The 19028-nt window shown below is 62.8% G+C and carries 15 protein-coding genes and 1 pseudogene; 11 read left to right on the forward strand and 5 right to left on the reverse strand.

Translation table 11 applies throughout. The features are described 5' to 3' along the window. Nucleotides 1-47 precede the first annotated feature (47 nt). From nifJ to QZY44_RS28120, 7 genes are all read left to right on the forward strand, one after another. Nucleotides 48-3644, forward strand: a complete 3597-nt coding sequence (gene nifJ / locus QZY44_RS28090) for a pyruvate:ferredoxin (flavodoxin) oxidoreductase (RefSeq protein WP_295455857.1) — start codon at nt 48-50, stop codon at nt 3642-3644. A 116-nt stretch (nt 3645-3760) separates the two neighbouring features. Continuing rightward, on the forward strand, nt 3761-4777 hold the full coding sequence (locus tag QZY44_RS28095; RefSeq protein ID WP_295455859.1) for a dihydroorotate dehydrogenase-like protein: 1017 nt from the start codon (nt 3761-3763) through the stop codon (nt 4775-4777). A 130-nt stretch (nt 4778-4907) separates the two neighbouring features. Next, entirely contained in the window at nt 4908-5180 is a 273-nt protein-coding gene (locus QZY44_RS28100) for a hypothetical protein (RefSeq protein WP_295455862.1), read from the forward strand. An 87-nt stretch (nt 5181-5267) separates the two neighbouring features. Continuing rightward, nucleotides 5268-5648 carry an aspartyl protease family protein gene (locus tag QZY44_RS28105; protein ID WP_295455864.1) on the forward strand — a complete coding sequence of 127 codons (381 nt, stop codon included), beginning with the start codon at nt 5268-5270 and terminating at the stop codon, nt 5646-5648. A 100-nt stretch (nt 5649-5748) separates the two neighbouring features. After that, nucleotides 5749-6192 (forward strand): hypothetical protein, encoded by a 444-nt coding sequence (locus tag QZY44_RS28110; RefSeq protein WP_295455866.1) that lies wholly within the window; start codon nt 5749-5751, stop codon nt 6190-6192. A 703-nt stretch (nt 6193-6895) separates the two neighbouring features. Continuing rightward, on the forward strand, nt 6896-7765 hold the full coding sequence (locus QZY44_RS28115; protein ID WP_295455868.1) for an SIR2 family protein: 870 nt from the start codon (nt 6896-6898) through the stop codon (nt 7763-7765). 9 nt (nt 7766-7774) lie between these two features. Then, the gene (locus QZY44_RS28120; protein ID WP_295455870.1) at nt 7775-8185 is read left to right on the forward strand and encodes a hemerythrin family protein; all 411 of its coding nucleotides are present in this window, start codon (nt 7775-7777) and stop codon (nt 8183-8185) included. A gap of 34 nt (nt 8186-8219) precedes the next feature. Here QZY44_RS28120 and amrS read toward each other — a convergent pair whose 3' ends face one another. Further along, nucleotides 8220-9290 carry an AmmeMemoRadiSam system radical SAM enzyme gene (gene amrS / locus QZY44_RS28125; RefSeq protein ID WP_295455873.1) on the reverse strand — a complete coding sequence of 357 codons (1071 nt, stop codon included), beginning with the start codon at nt 9288-9290 and terminating at the stop codon, nt 8220-8222. Between the two features lie 145 nt (nt 9291-9435). Here amrS and amrA point away from each other — a divergent pair, with 145 nt between their 5' ends. Together amrA and QZY44_RS28135 are read left to right on the forward strand one after the other, a co-directional pair. Further along, nucleotides 9436-9993, forward strand: a complete 558-nt coding sequence (amrA, locus tag QZY44_RS28130; protein ID WP_295455876.1) for an AmmeMemoRadiSam system protein A — start codon at nt 9436-9438, stop codon at nt 9991-9993. A gap of 43 nt (nt 9994-10036) precedes the next feature. Further along, nucleotides 10037-11326: an HlyC/CorC family transporter gene (locus tag QZY44_RS28135; RefSeq protein ID WP_295455878.1), complete on the forward strand. Its 1290-nt coding sequence runs from the start codon at nt 10037-10039 to the stop codon at nt 11324-11326. 552 nt (nt 11327-11878) lie between these two features. Here QZY44_RS28135 and QZY44_RS28140 read toward each other — a convergent pair. The 3 genes from QZY44_RS28140 to QZY44_RS28150 form a co-directional block, all read right to left on the reverse strand. Next, entirely contained in the window at nt 11879-13123 is a 1245-nt protein-coding gene (locus QZY44_RS28140; protein ID WP_295455880.1) for a hypothetical protein, read from the reverse strand. 89 nt (nt 13124-13212) lie between these two features. Then, the gene (locus tag QZY44_RS28145; protein WP_295455882.1) at nt 13213-15696 is read right to left on the reverse strand and encodes an N-6 DNA methylase; all 2484 of its coding nucleotides are present in this window, start codon (nt 15694-15696) and stop codon (nt 13213-13215) included. A 191-nt stretch (nt 15697-15887) separates the two neighbouring features. After that, nucleotides 15888-16505, reverse strand: coding sequence for a hypothetical protein (locus tag QZY44_RS28150; RefSeq protein ID WP_295455884.1), 618 nt, complete (start codon nt 16503-16505; stop codon nt 15888-15890). 705 nt (nt 16506-17210) lie between these two features. On the opposite strand from QZY44_RS28150, the pseudogene QZY44_RS35985 reads away from it, so the two are divergent. After that, nucleotides 17211-17509, forward strand: a pseudogene (locus tag QZY44_RS35985) (type II toxin-antitoxin system HicB family antitoxin). Between the two features lie 89 nt (nt 17510-17598). Here the strand turns inward: QZY44_RS35985 and QZY44_RS28155 are convergent. Further along, the gene (locus QZY44_RS28155; RefSeq protein ID WP_295455886.1) at nt 17599-17772 is read right to left on the reverse strand and encodes a hypothetical protein; all 174 of its coding nucleotides are present in this window, start codon (nt 17770-17772) and stop codon (nt 17599-17601) included. A 254-nt stretch (nt 17773-18026) separates the two neighbouring features. Between QZY44_RS28155 and djlA the strand changes: the two genes are divergently transcribed. Then, nucleotides 18027-18935, forward strand: a complete 909-nt coding sequence (gene djlA, locus QZY44_RS28160) for a co-chaperone DjlA (protein ID WP_295455888.1) — start codon at nt 18027-18029, stop codon at nt 18933-18935. Nucleotides 18936-19028 lie beyond the last annotated feature (93 nt).

Raw genomic sequence — 19028 nt, forward strand, 5'->3', positions numbered from 1 at the left:
CTGGCCCGCGCCCCCGCCCCGGTCCTCCCAACTTACGAGAGCAAGCGATGTCGCAATCCGAAATGGTTACCCTCGACGGCAATGAGGCGGTCGCCTATGTCGCCCACATGACCAACGAGGTCATCGCGATCTACCCTATCACCCCGTCTTCGAACATGGGTGAATGGGCGGACGAGTGGTCCGCCCAAGGGGTCAAGAACCTGTGGGGCACGGTCCCCTCGGTGGTCGAGATGCAGAGCGAGGCGGGTGCCGCCGGGGCGCTCCACGGTGCATTGCAAGGCGGGTCGCTCGCGACTACCTTCACCGCCTCCCAGGGCCTGCTGCTGATGATCCCCAACATGTACAAGATGGCCGGGGAACTGTCCCCGGTGGTCATACACGTTGCCGCCCGCGCCCTGGCCGCGCAGGGCCTGTCGATCTTCGGTGACCATTCGGACGTGATGTCGACCCGCTCCACCGGCTTTGCCATGCTGTCCTCGGCCTCGGTCCAGGAGGCCATGGACTTCGCCCTCATCGCCCAGGCGGCGACCCTGGAGAGCCGCGTCCCCTTCATCCACTTCTTCGACGGTTTCCGCACATCCCACGAGGTCGTGAAGGTCGAGCGCATTCCGGTGGAGACCATCCGGGCCATGATCGACGAGGACCTGGTGCGGGCCTGTCGGAACCGCGCGCTCAATCCCAACCACCCGATCCTGCGCGGCACGGCCCAGAACCCGGACGTTTATTTCCAGGGTCGGGAGACGGTGAACGGCTTCTATGACGCCTTGCCCGGCATCGTCCAACGCATCATGGACAAGTTCGCCGGCCTCACCGGCCGTCAGTACAGCCTGTTCGAGTATGTCGGGGCACCGGATGCGGAGCGGGTGATCGCGATCATGGGTTCGGGGATCGGCGCCGCCGAGGAGACCGTGAACGACCTGGTCGCCAAGGGCGAGAAGGTCGGACTGATCAAGGTGCGTCTCTACCGCCCCTTCGATCCGGCCCATTTGCTGGCGGCCCTGCCGGTCACCGCGCGGCGCCTGGCCGTGCTCGACCGCTGCAAGGAGCCCGGCGCGGACGGCGAGCCGCTCTATAAGGACGTGGTCACCGGCCTGGCCCAGGCCCTGTCGGATGGCCGTCTGGCCACTATGCCGCGCGTGATCGGCGGGCGCTACGGCCTGTCGTCCAAGGAGTTCACCCCGGGCATGGTCAAGGGGGTCTTTGATGAGTTGAGCAAGGACACGCCGAAGAATAATTTCTCGATCGGCATCTTCGACGACCTGACCCATCTGAGTCTGGACTGGGACCCGAGCTATCGCCCCGACGCCCCCGGCGTCACCGCCTGCGTCTTCTTTGGCCTGGGCTCGGACGGCACCGTCTCGGCCAACAAGAACTCGATCAAGATCATCGCCGAGGAAACACCCAATTTCGGTCAGGGCTATTTCCAGTACGACTCCAAGAAGGCCGGTGCCATCACCATCAGCCACCTGCGCTTCGGACCGCAGCAGATCCACAGCACCTATCTGGTCGGCGATGACGAGGCGAGCTTCGTGGCCTGTCACCAGCCCACCTTCCTCGACCGCCATGCCATGCTCAACCATGCCCGCCGCGGCGCGACCTTCCTGCTCAACTCCGCCACCCCGGCGGATCAGGTCTGGAACGACCTGCCGCGCAGCATGCAGCAGACCATCATCGACAAGCAGTTGGCCTTCTATGTGATCGACGGCTATGGCATCGCCGAGGCGACCGGCATGGGACGGCGCACCAACACCATCATGCAGACCTGCTTCTTCGCCATCTCCGGCATCCTGCCGCGGGACGAGGCGATCGAGCACATCAAGTATGCGGTCAAGAAGACCTACGGTAAGAAGGGTCAGCGGTTGCTTGACCGCAACTACGAGGCCATCGACGCGACCCTGGCCGGGTTGCATCAGGTGAAGGTGCCGGGTCAGGTCACCAGCACCTTCGACCGCCCGGCGACCGTCCCGGGCGACGCCCCGGAGTTCGTGCGCAACGTCACCGCCTGTCTGATGGATGGACATGGCGACCGCCTGCCCGTCAGCCTGATGCCCGCGGACGGCACTTGGCCGACCGGCACCACGCGGTTTGAGAAGCGCAACCTGGCGCTCAAGCTCCCGGTGTGGGACAAGGACCTGTGTACCCAGTGCGGCAAGTGTCCGCTGGTCTGCCCGCATGCGGCGATCCGCGCCAAGGTCTATCCGGAGTCATTGACGGCCGCCGGCCCGGACAGCTTCCAGCATGTACAGATCAAGGGCAAGGACTTCCCCGTCGGCCACCACGTCAGCTACCAAATCGCCCCGGACGACTGCACCGGCTGCGGGCTGTGCGTGGAAGTCTGCCCGATCCGCGACCGTAAGGACCCCACCCACAAGGCGCTCAACATGGTCGATGCCCATGAGCGTCATGGGATCGAGCTGCCCAACTGGGACTTCTTCCTGACCCTGCCGGAGTACGACCGCCGCGAGTTGGACCCGAGCAAGATCAAGCACGCGATGATGCTCGAACCGCTGTTCGAGTTCTCCGGCGCCTGCGTGGGCTGCGGTGAGACCCCTTACATCAAGCTCGCCACGCAGCTCTTCGGCGACCGGATGATGGTCGCCAACGCCACCGGCTGCTCCTCCATCTATGGCGGCAACCTGCCGACCACCCCCTACACCAAGAACCCGGACGGGCGCGGTCCGGCGTGGAGCAACTCGCTCTTCGAGGACAACGCCGAGTTCGGCCTGGGGATGCGCCTCGCGGTGGATAAGCAGGTGGAGCAGGCGCGCGAGCTGCTCCACGTGCTGGCGGAGCCGCTAGGGGGCGAGCTGGTCGAGGCCCTGCTCAACGCCGATCAGAGTAGCGAGGCTGGAATCTTCGAACAGCGCGAGCGGGTCGCGGCACTCAAGACCCGCCTGGCCGGGATCGACCGGCTGGAGGCGCGTGTGCTGGAAGGGATCTGCGAACAGCTGGTGAAGCGCAGCGTCTGGATCATCGGCGGCGACGGCTGGGCCTATGACATCGGCTACGGCGGTCTGGACCATGTGCTGGCCTCCGGGCGCAACGTCAACATCCTGGTCCTGGACACCGAGGTCTATTCCAATACCGGCGGGCAGAACTCCAAGTCCACGCCCATGGGCGCGGTGGCGAAGTTTGCGGCCGGCGGCAAGGCGTCATTCAAGAAGGACATGGCGATGATGGCCATGGCCTATCAGAACGTCTATGTGGCCTCGGTGGCCTTCGGTGCCAAGGACATGCAGACCGTGCGAGCCTTCCTGGAGGCGGAGAGCTATGACGGTCCCTCGATCATCATCGCCTATGCCCCCTGTATCGCCCACGGGGTGGATCTCTCCAACAACCTGCGGCAACAGGACCTGGCGGTGAACTCCGGCCACTGGGGGCTGTTCCGTTATGACCCGCGCCGCGCCGCCGCCGGCGAGAACCCGCTGCTGATCGACAGCAAGGCGCCGAGCGTCCCCTATCGGGACTTCACCAGCAGCGAGACCCGTTTCTCGATGCTCACCCGCAGCCACCCGGAGGTCGCCGAAGGGTTCTTGCAGCAGGCGCAGAAGCATGTGCAAACCCGCTTCCAGCTCTATGAACAGCTCGCGCACCTGGCCGCTCAGACGGCCGATGTGCCGGTAGGGGCCAAGCCCAAGGAATAAGCAAGCGCACCGCTTGGACGCACCGCCACTGCCGAGCGCGGCGGTGTCGGTGCGTGCCGTGCGGTCACTGATCCTATTCGCTCAACCCCCATTCAACCCATTTCGGAGCAATTGCCGTGGACCTGAGCACCAACTATCTGGGCCTTGCCCTCAAGAATCCCCTGGTTCCCTCTGCCTCGCCGCTCTCCAAGAGCGTCGCGACGGCGCGGGCACTGGAAGACAACGGCGCGGCGGCCATCATCATGTGGTCGTTGTTCGAAGAGGCCGTCACCGCCGATGCCGAATCGATGGTGCGCTTTCTGCACCAACAGGAGACCGGCTTCGGCGAGGCCGAGGGCGGCTTCCTGCCCGCCTTTGAGGACTTTGACAACATCCTGGATCTCTATCTGGACAATGTCCGCCGCCTCAAGGAGTCCTTGAGTATCCCGGTGATCGCCAGCCTCAACGGGGTCACCCCGAGCGGCTGGATTCGTACCGCCAAGGACCTGGAGCAGGCCGGGGCCGACGCGCTGGAGCTCAATGTCTATTACATCGCCGGCGACCTCGACCAGAGCGGCGCCCAGGTGGAGGAGCGCTATCTGAGTGTGCTGCGGGAGCTGCGCGGGCAGGTGAAGCTTCCCATCAACATGAAGCTCTCCCCGGCGTTTAGTTCATTAGGGTATACGGTCAAGCAGATGGCCGCGGCCGGGGCTAACGGGGTGGCGCTCTTCAATCGCTTCTATCAGCCGGATATTGACATCGACGCCCTGCGGCTGCACCCCATCCTGAAGCCGTCCACCTCCGCCGACGCACTGCTGGCGATGCGCTGGATTGCCATTCTCTACGGACGGATCGACGGGCTGTCACTGGGCGCCACCGGCGGTGTCCATACGCCGGCCGACTCCATCAAGCTGCTGCTCGCCGGGGCGGACGTGGTCCACCTGTGCAGTTCACTGCTGGCCCGGGGGCCCAAGCACTTGGCGACCATCCTGACCGGCATCACCGATTGGATGGGCGAGCAGGGCTTTGAGTCGGTCACCGACTTCCGTGGCCGGGTCAGCGCGCTCACCGTCCCCAACCCCGCCGCATTCGAACGGGCCAACTATATGAACACCCTGGACAGCTATAGCGCCGCGGCGGGGGTGATGGTCTAGGTCCGGCGGCGGCATGCAGGCGACGCGCGAGCATTAAGCGGACGCGTCGCCGCCGCCCGCGGGACCGTGCATGCGCCGCCCTTATTAGGTAGTTCGTCCCGCGAAATCTAGTTGGGCCAGGAGAAAGAGAATGGCCACATACATTGAGAAAGAAGAAAAATACGGGAAGGAATTCGATTGCATCATTGTTGACAAATCGGATCCAAACCACACAAATCGGGTTTTCTCGATCTGCGAAGATTTATATCCGTTGGAGAACTCGAAGTTTTATCGCTTTCGAGTGCAAGGAGTGGAATATCATCCAGATATAACTCTAGATGAGTCGGAATTTCTTGAGTTTGTGGAAGCGGTAAACAAGATCGCAGAAAAGATCACAAAGTCCAGCCCGAACCACGGCCACTGAGCCGCCCCCGGCGGAGGACCGGTGGATTCGCCAAGCCGGCGCAGTCCTGCCAATTTGGGATATTGCATAGGAGAGGAGATCGGACTCATGGGCCTAACCTACGCCGATATCGTGCTCGAAAGTACGTTCAGGCAGCGACGCCTGCCGGTGCGGGCGCTGGTGGACTCCGGGGCTGTTTTCATGATCATCCCCGCGCACGTCGCGTTACAGCTCGGCTTCGATGTCGAGGAGGTCAGCACGCGGGAGGTCATCCTGGCGGATGGCTCCCGGAAGGCCGTGCCGATGGTCGGACCGCTGCGTGTCCATTTCGGGGATCGCTATTGTGACCTGTCCGCCTTGGTCTTTGGCGATGAACCACTGCTGGGCGCGGTGCCGATGGAAATGATGGACCTGGTCCTGAACCCCGCGACCCAAACGCTGTCTGTCAATCCCGCCAGCCCCTACCTGCCGGTGGCGTTGGCGAAGTAGCGCCGGCCCCCCGTGCGACCCCCCGCGGTCTGTTAGGTAGTTTGTCCGGCAAAACGAATGAGGCACGCATCGCGTCGCCCTTTGTGAGGAGTCCGTTCGCATGGGTATGACCTATTGGCTGCAAACCCTGCAGGGTCGCCTGATGTCGAGAGACGATGATGACCACTCTCTCATGCACGGGCTTTCCGATGAGCTCGACGCCGTCTGCGACGAGCTGAAGATCCCCAAGCTATCCTCCTTCGCTGACTTCACCGATCTCGAATTGAACATGTCTGATGAGGATATGGACGACGAAGCTGACGAGGAAGATACGGTCGATCCTGAAACGGGCTCTGGGTACGGGATCGACGAGATGCAGTGGTTTGATCTTTCCTCTGGGTTGAGGTGCCTCGAGACCTTGCGTAGCCATGTGGCCGCGGGCTGGAACCCCAAGCTTGAAGCGGAAACGAAGGCCGAACTCCTTGAAGAACTGGATGACTGTATTGCTAAGCTCCGGGCTGCACCGGCAGGCACCGACAGGTTCCACCTGGCCGTTATCATGTGACGCCTGGCCGCTTGCCCAAGCGCCCGTCTTCACTCGAACGTAGCCGTTTTTCCAAATGCGAGAGGAACTTCAAGTGCCTTCTGTTCGCATTGAATTCGACTTGACTGACGTCGCGGTAAGGCAGGCGGCCCGCGAAGAGTGTGATAGCGTGTTTCGAGAACATCTGCGGCTCCGAGACGCGCTGATTGTTCTGGGAGGCACGATCTTCCTGCAATCATTCTGGCTGGTGTGCCTCCGGTCTGGTTCCCGGATTCCGCTGCCGGTCGACGCACTCCCACCAGAGGCAGTCAGTATCTTCGAAGCAAGGTCTGTCGCGGCAAAGTAGCGTGGATGGGCCGACGGCCGGTGCCTAACGGCGGTCATTCAACCCTGCCAGTCCCTACCGGTCGGTCGCGCTGGCGAAGTAACGACCGGAGCCCCCGGCGCGACCCCCGCCCGCCGCTCCGGCCTGTCCGGAAGGCAACAAACCCATCCAGAGCGGGTGGGTCTCACGTTAAGTCGCCAAAACGCAAAGGTTATTCAGTGCTTTGTCAGCCTTCTGCGACTTAACCGGCAAGTGATCTCAGTGCGTGGAGTCCGTTGTTGTTCTTGGCGTCTTGGCGCCTTGGCCTGAGAATTCTTAGGTCTTGGGTCGCGCACCAGCTTCCACCTGGCACTAGTTTTGCTTCGGTCTTGGACCAACGACCGCAACGAGCCACTGACCATGCCAACCGACCTCTCACTGACCACGCTGGCCCACGGCATCGTAACCGGCGAGATCGTCCCTTATCTCGGCCCCGGAGCCCTGACCGGGGTCATCGATCCCGCCAGCGGTGAGCCCATCCCGGCCGACAGCGACAGCCTGATCATCGCGCTCAACGACGGCAAGCCCATGTCGCCCCGACTGATGTGGGAGTTCCCCCGGGCGGCGATGAACGTGGAGCTCAAGCGCGGGCGAGCGGCCGTCCACCGCTTCCTCGACACCACCTACGGCGTGCGCACCTGGACCCGCGCCCCGGTCCATGACTGGCTCCAGGCCTGCCGGCCACCGTATGTGATCGACATCAACCGCGACACCCAACTTCAGGACTCCTATGCCGGGGTCCCCCACACGCTGGTGCGCGGGATCTCCCGGGTCGGCGGCACCGACTATCGCTTCCGCATCCATCACTACGACGGCGCGGCCTACCGTGAAGTGGATCAGGACGCCGTGGACCCGGCGTTGCCGGTGCTCTTCAAGCCCATGGGGAGCCCGCGGCCGGATGCCACTTACATCGCCTCCGACGCGGATTATGTCGATTACATCACGGAGCTGATGGGCGGCTTCGCCATTCCCTCCTTCCTCAAGACCTACCGCCAGGGCCGCCGCTACGCCTTTCTCGGTCTGCGGTTCTTAAGAGATACCGAACGCATGGTCATGTCGGATATGATCTACAGCGCCGGGGCACCCCCCGGCTGGGCCCTCATTTCGGAGCCGACGCCCAAGGAGCGGCGGTTTTGCGAGCGCTTGGGCATAGAGATCATCGCGGCGGGCATACCGGACCTGCTTGCGGCAGCGGACCTGCCCCCCACCCATCATGAGGCCGGTGGCTGAAGGAGACCCATGCTTCTGATCGACGACTTCAAGACCCGTTTTCTGCTCGGTGTGCCGGCGATGGACCGCACCCACCGGGAGTTCGTCGATCTGGTCAACAACTTGGGTGAGGCGGGCGCGGCCGTCTTCGCCTATCTCTATCCTGACCTGGTCAATCACACCCACGCCCATTTCGCTAACGAAGACATGTTGATGCGCGAGACCGGCTTCCCGGCCATCAAAGAACACCGCGACGAGCATGCCCGGGTCCTGGGCGAGATGGACGGCTTCCGGTTACGCGTCAACAGCGGACGCATCGCGCTCGCCAGGGCCTATGTGACAGAACAACTCCCCGCCTGGTTCGCCCAGCACGCGCTCACCATGGACAGCGCACTGGCGGCCCATGTGAAGGCGCAAATGAAGAAAAAGGGGCAGGGCTAGCGCGGCCTGGGAGCGCCGACCTCCGGTCGGCCCCCTAGGGGCCAAACCCCACCGGCAGGCGCTGCGCGCCCCAGTCGCCGGGCGGGCCGTCGAAGACCCCGGCGCAGGGCGTGCCGCAGGTGGTGCAGCGGCCCGTGGCGTCCAACCCCCAGTGACCGAGTTGGTACCAGTCCCGTTCGATCAGCAGCGCCTCGCATTGGTGACACCAGGTGCTGCCGCCGCGCGTATCATGGACATTGCCGGTATAGACATAGCGCAGGCCGTTACGGCGGGCCAGCTCACGGGCGCGGCTCAAGGTCGCGGGCGGGGTCGCCGGGGCGTCGCGCAGCTTCCAGTCCGGGTGGTAGGCGGTGAAGTGCAGCGGAACCTCCAAGCCCAGGTTGTCCACGATCCAGGCCGTCATCGCGTCCAACTCCGCGTCGCTGTCGTTGTAGTCGGGGATCAACAAGGTCGTGAGTTCGAACCAGACCCGGGTTTCGTGGCGCAGATAGCGCAAGGTCTCCAGCACCGGCTCCAGGTGGCCGCCGCAGACCCGGCGATAGAAGTCCTCGGTGAAGCCCTTCAGATCCACGTTGGCCGCGTCCATGGGGGCGAAGAAGGTCTCGCGGGCACCGGGACTCACATAGCCTGCGGTGACGGCCACGTTGCGCAGGCCGAGCGCCCGGCATGCCAGCGCGGTGTCTACCGCGTATTCGAGGAAGATCACCGGGTCATTGTAGGTGTAGGCCACACTGCGGCAGCCAAGGTCGGCCGCGCGCCGGGCGATCAGTTGCGGGCTGGCGGCGGCGGCCAGGGTATCCTGGTCGCGGGACTTGCTCATGTCCCAGTTCTGGCAGAAGCGGCAGGCGAGGTTGCAGCCGGCGGTGCCGAAGGACAGGACCGGGGTGCCGGGCAGAAAGTGGTTGAGCGGCTTTTTCTCGATGGGGTCCACGCAAAAGCCGCTGGAACGCCCATAGGCGTCCAGGACGATGGCCCCGTTGCGCGCGCTGCGCCCGAAGCAGAAGCCTTGCTGGCCGTCGCGCAACTGACAGGCGCGCGGGCAGACATCGCATTGCACCCGGCCGTCCGGGAGCAGCTGCCAAAACTCGGTGGGATGGCTTTTCATGGCGTGTACTCGCTTGTTTGGCCCGGTCACCAGTGCCGGTCCGATTCGCCCCCGGGGGGAGCACCTACTAGAATGGTGACAGAACGCCCGCCTTGCCGGGCCTGACTGTGAAGTTCTGGTGCCTATGTCGTTTTCTGAACCCACAATGTTAGACGATGAGTCGCGCCGGCAGCTGCTCGGGGCGGCCTGGGAATCGATCCGTCATGGCCTGGCCCAGAGGGTGTCGACCCAGCCGAACCCGGCCGACTATCCGGAGCCGTTGCGTGCGCACCGTGCCGCCTTCGTGACCCTGCACCACTTCAACACGCTGCGCGGCTGCATCGGCCACCTGGAGGCCTACCAGCCACTGGTCCTGGACGTGGCGGACAATGCGTACGGCGCGGCCTTCCGCGACCCGCGGTGTGAGCCGCTCCAGGCCTGGGAGTTGGACGACCTGACGCTCTATATCTCGGTCCTCTCCGCCCCCGAGCCGATGCACTTCAGCGACGAGGAAGACCTGTTGCGGCAGTTGCGGCCCGGGGTCGATGGCTTGATCCTTTCCGATGGCGGGGCGCGCGGGACCTTCCTGCCCGCGGTTTGGGAGTCGCTCCCGCAGCCGCGGCAGTTCCTGACCGAGCTCAAGCGCAAGGCCGGGCTTTCCGGCAGCCATTGGAGCGGGACCCTGCGGGTCTCGCGCTATTACACTGAGGCCTTCGGCGGGTGAACTGCCGATCGCCTCGCCATTCACTCAGGGGTACCGGCCGACCGTGAACGACATCCCGCTGACCGGACTCTTGATCGCCCTGGTGATCCTGATCGGGCTCTCGGCCTTCTTCTCGGGGACCGAGACGGCCCTGTTTACGCTCAACCGCTACCGGCTGCGCCATCATGCGGATAAGGGAAACCGGGGGGCGCGGCTTGCCCGTGTCCTCCTGGAGCGGCCGGACCGCCTGATCGGGCTGATCCTGCTCGGCAACACCTTCGCCAATATCCTGGCCTCCTCCATCGCCACCGTAATCGCCATGCACTGGGGCGGGGAGGCGAGCATCGGCATTGCGGCCGGGCTGCTGACCTTCATGGTTCTGATCTTCGGCGAGGTGGCACCCAAGACCCTGGCGACCCTCAAGCCGGAGCGCATGGCCTACCCGGCAGCCTATGTCTACACCCCGCTGCTGAAAATCCTCTATCCCGTCGTGTGGCTGATCAATTTCCTGGCCAACGGGGTGCTGCGCCTGATTGGTGTGCGGCGCGGAGCGGGATCGGGCACGGCCTTAAGCCGCGAGGAGTTGCGCACCGTGGTGAGCGAGGCCGGTGCACTGATCCCCGAGCGCAGCCGCTCCATGCTGCTCGCCATCCTGGATCTCGAAAGTGCCACGGTGGAGGACATCATGATCCCCCGCAATGAGGTCGAGGGCATCGACATCCAGGACGACGCGGATGAGATTATCCAGTCCATCCGCCATGCTGGCTACACCCGCCTGCCACTGTTCGACGGCGGGATCGACAACCTGATCGGCGTCTTTCATTCGCGCAACGCCCTGCACGCACTGCTGGATGAGGGGCTTGGCAAGGACCACCTGCGAGCCATCGCGCAGGAGCCCTATTTCGTCCCCGCTGGTACACCGCTCTACCAGCAACTTCAGAACTTTCAGCGGGAGAAGGAGCGTATCGCGCTGGTGGTGGACGAATACGGCGATTTCCTGGGTCTGATCACCCTGGTGGACCTGCTGGAGGAGATCGTCGGTGAGTTCACCACCGACCCCTCCGACAGCATCACTGAGATCCACCGGGTGGATGACGGCAGCCTGCTGGTGGATTGCGGCATCGGCGTGCGCGACCTCAACCGGGCGCTGCGTTGGGAGCTGCCGACCGATGGCCCCAAGACCCTCAACGGGTTGATCCTCGAATACATGGAGACCATCCCCGAGCCCGGCACCAGCCTGGTGCTGCATGGCCATCCCATGGAGATCATCCAGACGACCGAGAATACGGTGAAGACCGTCAAGCTGCCGCCGCGGGCGGGGCGCAAGGGGCGGCGGACGGAGCGAAAGGGGTAGGGGAGGGACGCCATTCCCGCCGGGACGCCGGAATCCAGGCCAGGGCGGGCCAGCTCTGGGTCGGCACGAACCCGAGGGCCCAAGCCGAACACATCTGCTGTTCTCGTTCGTTCTCGTTCCCAAGGTCCCCTTGGTAATGCGGTCTTGGAAGCTCTGCTTATCGTCTCCCCGGGCCTTGGTCATCGTTTCGGCCATTTGCCCCAGGGATAAGCCAGAATTTCCCATTCTCTGCGTCTCCGCGCCTCTGCGTGAGACATTATTGACTTACGCAGAGACGCGGAGGCGCAGAGGAAGATCAGAATAGCCCGTCGGCATCGCGTTTGGTGGATCCGGCGCGCCTGGATCATCGCTCCGGTCGCGGGCCTCAGGGCGCAGAGCGCCCAACACCTGCGTGACACCGCCGGAGAGACTGGGCCAGTATCCCCGTAGGATGGGTAGAGCGCAGCGAAACCCATCGTTTGCGCTTAGGTCAAGCGTTGATTGCTGGGTTTCGCTGCGCTCTACCCAGCCTACAACGAGCGCGGCGCTGCTCCGACCTGCGTCGCCGTCAAATCAGAAGGGCTCGAACAGGGCCGCCTCGAAGGTGGTGCGGGCGGATTGGCGCAGCTTGGCGGCTTCGCTGCGTTTTTGCTCGGCCGACAAATGACTCGCATCAAGCAGCAATAGCAGCGACTTTTGCTCAGCGATGGGTAGCAGCGGCACAGATAGTGCGGCGACCTCACGGCTATTGATCGAAGCCAAATTGGTTGTCTGCTTGGCCTTTGAGCGGAAATAGCTCTGCCCGTGCCGGCTATTGATGACCGCCAAGACAAACTCGGGAAGCATCACATCTTGATCAAGGCGGACGCGCAGTATGTGATTCTGATGTACGCAATCGCGAATTTCGCCGCGCCATATTGCCGCGCGCCCGACCAACTCAGCGCTGTTTCCCTCGCAGAGCAGAAGATCGCCGACCTTAAGCAGTACCTTGGGTAAATCGGCGTCTGATACTTCGATAAATTTGATTTCCCGCAGGTCCAGTGTCCCACGCTGAACATTCGCGACGCGCAGATAGGGGCGGGCGAAGGTGCCCGGCCTGTTACCCGACCATTTCTGGATACCGTAAGCAATGGTTCCAACCGAACCTAATGCAACCATGGGCCAAACAGTGCCGCCGATGGTCGGCGGAAGGGATGCTCGGAGGATTCCCTCATGGCTCCATTGGTCTAGGTCCTTGAAGCGTGCGATGAACAACGGCCGATCAGGCAAAGGCGGCGGGGGCAACATTCCCAGAGCCTCTTCAAAGCCATGCAAGCCCGCGCTTTCGATCTTCTCTGCCTCCTTTTCGAGCGTGGCAGCCCGCTCAATGGCATCCATATAGGCAGCGACCAATGCATCTTGGTCTGCCAGGCTCGGTAGCGGAATCGTCAAAGCCTCAAAGTCGCTCGGCTTGATACGCGCCTTCGATGTATTGCCCGAGCGTAAGGCCGAGACCCGCGACTTAAATGGCGCGGAACTGACCATCAGTCGCAGGAACTCCGATACTATTTGGGTGTCGTCGAGCCCATAAACCGGATATTCGGGACTCACCGCCAGATGCTCGAGATCGCTTGGCACAATACACAGCGAACCCTGGGCAACACGAATCTTGGAGATGATTAGATCGCCGGGACGAGCAAGAAGCAGTGGCCCTTTATAATTTCGCTTGTCTTCAGCCGTCCGTAAATGCAATGCCCCGCCAAAGCTGATCTTGGCAATGACATTGAGTTGTTCGAGCGATACTTCGTCTCTTGATATTGGCTCGATCCTACGGGCCAATAGTCCTCTTAGGGCATGTTCGGCATATCGGCTGATGTATGCGCTTATTCCATCCTCGATCCAGCGCTCGATGTCCCTCCATCTGCGGATCAGGCAGTGGAGGGCCGCTGAAAATTTGGCGCATTCTCCGCTTTGGCCCCATTCTCCATCCAAGATAAAAAGGCTCGCCAGGCGGCCAAGGTGGTCTCGAAATCATTGGCCACCCCTTCCCCCGTCTCGCCGGTCGACGTGATCCCCACCGTCTTGGGGGCGGCAACGAAGACGGGATAATCGAATAACTCGCGGACCCGTGCCCAGAGTGCCGCATTATGCGCCTCATCAATCGGGCGGTAAGCGGCCTTGAGTGCAGCCAGGGCCACGGCACTCGCCCCCTGCGCTTGAGTCAGGGCCACTTGCGCCTGACGTTTGAGTTCCGCTGCCTTTGCACCTTGGCCATGCTGGGCCTTGCCGGTCCAAGCCGGGGCGGCCTGGGTAGTCCGGCCAATCGCGCGCGGATAGGGCGGTGGTTCTCCGAGCTTCCAAGGCGGCAATTCCCGCCGTACCCCTAAGGTCGCAAGCTCAGACAGCAGGCGCGCGGCTTCGGTGTCACCGCCGGTCAGGATAGCCGGTGCGCTGGCGGCGTGCAGGGCATTGCGCTGTGCATCGAATCCGTTATCCAACTCAGCCTGAGCTTGTGCCCAGGCGGCATCCCAGGCAGTACTATCTGTCTCGGTGAAGCGTCGCAGAAAGACCAGCGATGCCTTTACAGTTGCATCGCTGGAGCGAAAGGTTTCGGGCGGCAGGCTGACCACGGCCATGAGCCTGGCACGGCCCTCGGCCCAGCGGCGTAGCCAGGCGAGCGATGGATTATTGAGATTGCCATCGGGCAGGACGATGCCCATCCGGCCGCCAGGCTTGAGCAGGTTCAGGCAGCGTTCGACGAAAATCAGCTCGGTGGGTCTGTTGTTCTTACCCTTGCCGATCTCAAACAAATCGAGAATGGGTGTCTTGGCGATTTCCGCTTGCCGATGGAGTCGGTGACTCAACTGCCAGGGTCGCCCATAGCGTATCTCGCACCGGTCCAGATAGGCGAGATCGAGGGAGACCTTGGATTCCGCGCTGGCCCCGACCTTTTGATCCGAGCCGACATTCGAGCCGAACGGCGGATTGGTCAATACCACATCGAAGCGCCCGCCGAAGATGCCGTTGATGTCGAGCAGGCCATCATGGTGATGGATGCCGCCATGCCCGTCGCCGTGCATGATCATGTTCATCTTGGCGGTGCGGGCGGCGCGCGGTTCGGCATCGGTGCCATAGATGCATTGCCAGGCCAGACGCCCGACGCGGCTATCGATCGGCTGATTGTTATCACCGCTCGGGAGCAATTGTTCATTGAATCGCGCAAACGCGGCCTCGATTTCCCGATCTTCTTCCTCCTCGGGCAGGGCTTCCGCCTCGATCAGTGCGCGTGCCTCGTCCTTCTGCGCCTGGATATCGGCGACGATATGGTCGCGAACATACTCGAATGCGCGGATCAGAAAACCGCCCGATCCGGCGGCGGGGTCACAAATCAGCTCCCGCTCCCGCGGATCGATGAGTTGGACCATGAAATCGACGATCGGGCGCGGCGTAAAAAACTGGCCCAGTTCGCCGCGAAAGGTGGTTCCCAGGAACCGCTCAAAGGCCAAGCCTTTGATATCGTCGCCGGTCTTTGAGAGGTCGAAGCGCTCCAGTTCCTTGACGATGCGGCGAAAGGTTTCCTTGGAAATGTCGAGCAGGTCGGTCTCTGAGAACAGGTCGTCCGCCCGATAATGCTGTTTGGTCAGCTCGAACAGACCGTCATGCACCAGCGGATCGTTGGGCATGCGCGAGGCATCGCGCCGGTCGAGATAGTCCGTCGTAAAAGTCCCATGCAGGCCGGTACGCTCGACATACATCTTGATGAACAGCACCTTGGAGATGGTGTCGAAGGCCCGTCCCGGGTCCATCTTATGCACATCCCGCAGGATACTGTGGCACTTGAATAGCAGGTCCTGAAATTCCTTGCGGTTGAAAGCGCGCAATGAGTCGCGGATTTCTTGCAGCCGCTTGGCATTGCCCCAGTCCGCCGCCTTTGGGATCTCGTTGATGGCGACGAATTCGCCGGGCAGGCCAGGCACCAGCCGGAAGGTCGCCGTGTGCCGGCTATTGGTCGCGATAAAGAACTCGCATCCCACGGCCCGGGTGTAGGACTCGCCTTGATAATAATCACCTACCAGGATCTCGATGCCGTCCGCTTTGCATTCGATGACCAGTATGGGGGTACGGCTCGCCGTCTTTTCGTCGAGAGATTCCCATACCACGATATCGGCCCGCGGACTGCGATGCCCATGCAGGGTCCGCCGTTCCTGATCCATTTGCTCCAGTGAGTAACCATATTCCTCTATCAAGATGCGAATGAAGCGCTGCCGCACGACCTCCTCTGGCTTGTTGCTGACGTCGCGCCATTCGTTGCGCAGCGGTACCCACAGGCGGTCGCCGTCCCGATGCAACTCATTGGCTGACGCCGGAAATGCCGTATTGGGGTCGGCGATGCGGGATATTTTCTTGGCCATCAGCTGGTTGTCTCTGGTCAAATAAAGAAAAAGCCGCCAGGAGGCGGCTCTTTCTTGCTGAATCACACGCTAAACCGCGAGTGACTCAGGACGCTTCCTGAAAAAGTATGCTGTGCCGGCGGCCTAGTTGCAATCAGCCTGCTGCCAAGTGGCGAATTACTCGTTTCAAGCAGCGTTTGGCACGGCGCTCATCAGGGCGCGCAGTTTACCACGATTTCATCGCTGAACTGCCCGAATTCCTTGTAATTCTTGACATAAACGGCCGTATACCGCCGCAGTTCGGGCTTGCCGGGCACCAGCAGGGGGCGCCGGTCGATAAAAGGCGAGACATTGGCCAAGCCCAGCAGCACCCAGCCGGTGTCACCTTCGCGCTGGCAGTAGAGGTGGATGGCGTCGCTCATCGGCCCCTTGGTGAAGTCGATCTGGATCTCGCCATCCGACAGATCCAGGCCACTCAGGCTCGGCTTGGCCGTGGCGGGCTTCGGGGTGTAGTCCGCGCCTTCCAGTCCCATCAGGGCACCCAGGGCTGGGGTATATTTGGCATGGGCCTTGATGCGGCGGCCAACGGCACGGAAGTTGCGCTCAACGCGGTCGCGGATGTCTTTCTTGCGCGCGACCGCATTTTTGTGCGCGGTGGCCGACTGGTCGGCCTCGGCCACCCCGGCATGGAGTTCCGCCGCCCCGGTCTGCAATTGCGCCAGGTCCTCGGGCAACAGACAGTCTCCGGCCTCCTTGGCACGGGCGAGAAATTTATCCAGCAAACGGAGAAAGTCGGCATCTGAAGGGGGAACATAGTCTGATTTTGACATCGTGCCTCTCCTGATTGGATCGATCTTGAGGATTGCGTGGGTGTTAGGCTTCCGGCGCGATCTTGGGATACGCCAGACGCTTTCTACCGCGTCCGATGCGACGGCCTCCTTGCGGTTGCGCCTTCGGCTAGGCGCCAAATAAGTATAGCTGGTTCGCCAGAATCTGTTCGCGGGTGTGTTTGGATGCAGCGCCTGGCCCCGAAGGTCATCTGCCGCGCAGCAGAAATAATCTGCCGTCCGGCAGAAATCGTGTGGGACCCGGTAGGCAGAGTCCGCAAGCTGGCGGAGATCATCTGCCGCCCGGTAGAAGCAGTCTACCGCCAGGCAGTTTACATCTGCCTTCTAGAATCGAAAAAAACGGTTATTTTTCATTAACGTAGTCATGCGCGACAGAGGGCTTCTGCCGGCTGGTAGGAAGCCTCTGCCATCTGGCAGAAAGTCGCTACCAGCCGGCAGGAAGTGTCTTCCGCCGGGTAGAAGAGGTCTGCCCCACGGTAGAAAGTATCTGCCAGCCGGCAGAAAGGGTCTGCCACCTGGTAGACGGTTTCTGCCGGCTGGCAGATGCCTTCTACCAGGCCCAAGAAGGGCTCCGCATTACGATAGCAAGGGAGTCGCTATCGCCCAGGACCGATATCGCAAGTTTCCTATCACAGCTTGGCGCCTTGGCGTGACAAACTGCTTTTTCTAGGTTCAAGGTAACCCCCTGTGAGATATCCAATCGCAATCGAGCCGGGCGATGACTGCAACGCCTTTGGCGTGGTGGTTCCGGACCTGCCCGGCTGTTTTTCGGCAGACGACACGCTGGATGCGGCCCTGGCCAACGCCGGCGAGGCCATCGCCCTGTGGGTTGAAACGGTCTTAGACGCTGGGGGGCTGTACCGCCCCCGGGACGGCTGGAGACCCATCGCGCCAATCCGGACTTTGTCGGCTGGGTCTGGGCTTTCGCAGAAATCGATCCGGCCCCGGTCTCGGATCACGCTAAGCGGATCGATATTCCCTGTTAGGTCCTACAGGTTCGTTCCGGTACATAAGGTAACGAAGTCCCTGGCATCTCTCCGCAACGCGGCGGGCGCTTCTGCCAGATCGGGCAGGCTCACACGCTAATCCCGTCCCGCTCTATCTCGCCCATGAGCAGTCGCGGCACATCGTGGCCATTTTCCGCCAGGGCGATGGGGTGGATCGCCTGACCGCTCTCCAGGATCAGGTCGTAGGCCGCGTCCGCCAGTGTGTCCGTGTCTGCACAGGTGGCACCGTGGCGCAGGAACACGGCCAGGTCCCAGCGGAGGCCAAACCGGCTTGCCGACGCGCCCTGGACCCGAACAGGACGACGCGCGCGACTCGGCCAGGCAAGGCCGCCTCCGCGCGCTCCTTGAAGCGGCGCATCAGGTCCAGATCGGGTGTGGGGTTCATGTTCGGAGAGGGCCAAGCGGCTAGAGATGACAGTAGACGATAGCACTCTCCTGGGGTGTTTGCCGCTTTCTGGCCTACCCCGCGAGCGGTAGAGGGGTCTGACCGGTTACGATGCACACCATCGTTCAGTCACGCACAGCCCTGGGCTCCCCGGTGTCGCTGTGCCACACGAGGGTTGCGGTCATGGGGTGGTGGGGTAAGGCGGTCGGCGGGACCCTGGGTTTCCTGGTGGGTGGCCCACTGGGGGCTGTGGTCGGCGCGACGATGGGTCACGGGGCGGACCGCGGGGCGGCGCACTTCGCGGACCTCTTCACGCCGGCGCGGATCGCCGAACGGGCGCGCAACCAGGAGACCTTTCTGGAGACCACCTTCGCGGTCATGGGCTACCTGGCCAAGTCCGACGGGCGGGTGAGCGAACTGGAGATCGCCTATGCGGAATCGGTCATGACGCGCATGGCGCTCAACCGCTCGGTGCGGCGCAAGGCCATCGCGTTCTTCAACCAGGGGAAGGCGGACGGCTTCAATCTCGGCGCGGCCCTGGTTGCCTTCCGGCAGGCGAGCGCCGGGCAGACTCAGTTGCACCACCTGTTCATGGAGATTCAACTGGCAGCGGCCTACATGGATGGGCCGCCGACGGCGATCAAGCGTATGATTTTGGAGCAGTGCCGCCAGGGGCTCCAGGTCTCCCCGACCAGTTTCCGACGCCTGGAGCAGTTGATCCAGCTCCAGTACAGTCTCTTGGGCGGTGCCGCCGGTTGGCGCACGGCCGGCGGGCGCACCAATGCCCCGGGCCGGCAACCGGGCCAGACCTCGCTGGCTGGGGCCTATACCACGCTCGGCATCACGCCCCAGGCGAGCGACGATGAGGTCAAGCGCGCCTACCGCAAGCTGATGAACCGTCACCACCCGGACAAGCTGATGTCCCGCGGCGTGTCCGAGGAGGTGGTTAAGCTGGCCTCCCAGAAGACCCATGAGATCCGCCGTGCCTACGAGACCGTGACCCAGGCGCGCGGGACGTGAGGCGCGAGTGAAAATCTCCGGCGCTTCGGTTAGAGTTCTGGGCCTTCTAACAACACACCTGGCCGATACCGCATCACACGGCCGGGGAAACCC

Source organism: uncultured Thiodictyon sp. (assembly GCA_903837595.1).
In the GTDB taxonomy this organism is placed as follows: domain Bacteria; phylum Pseudomonadota; class Gammaproteobacteria; order Chromatiales; family Chromatiaceae; genus Thiodictyon.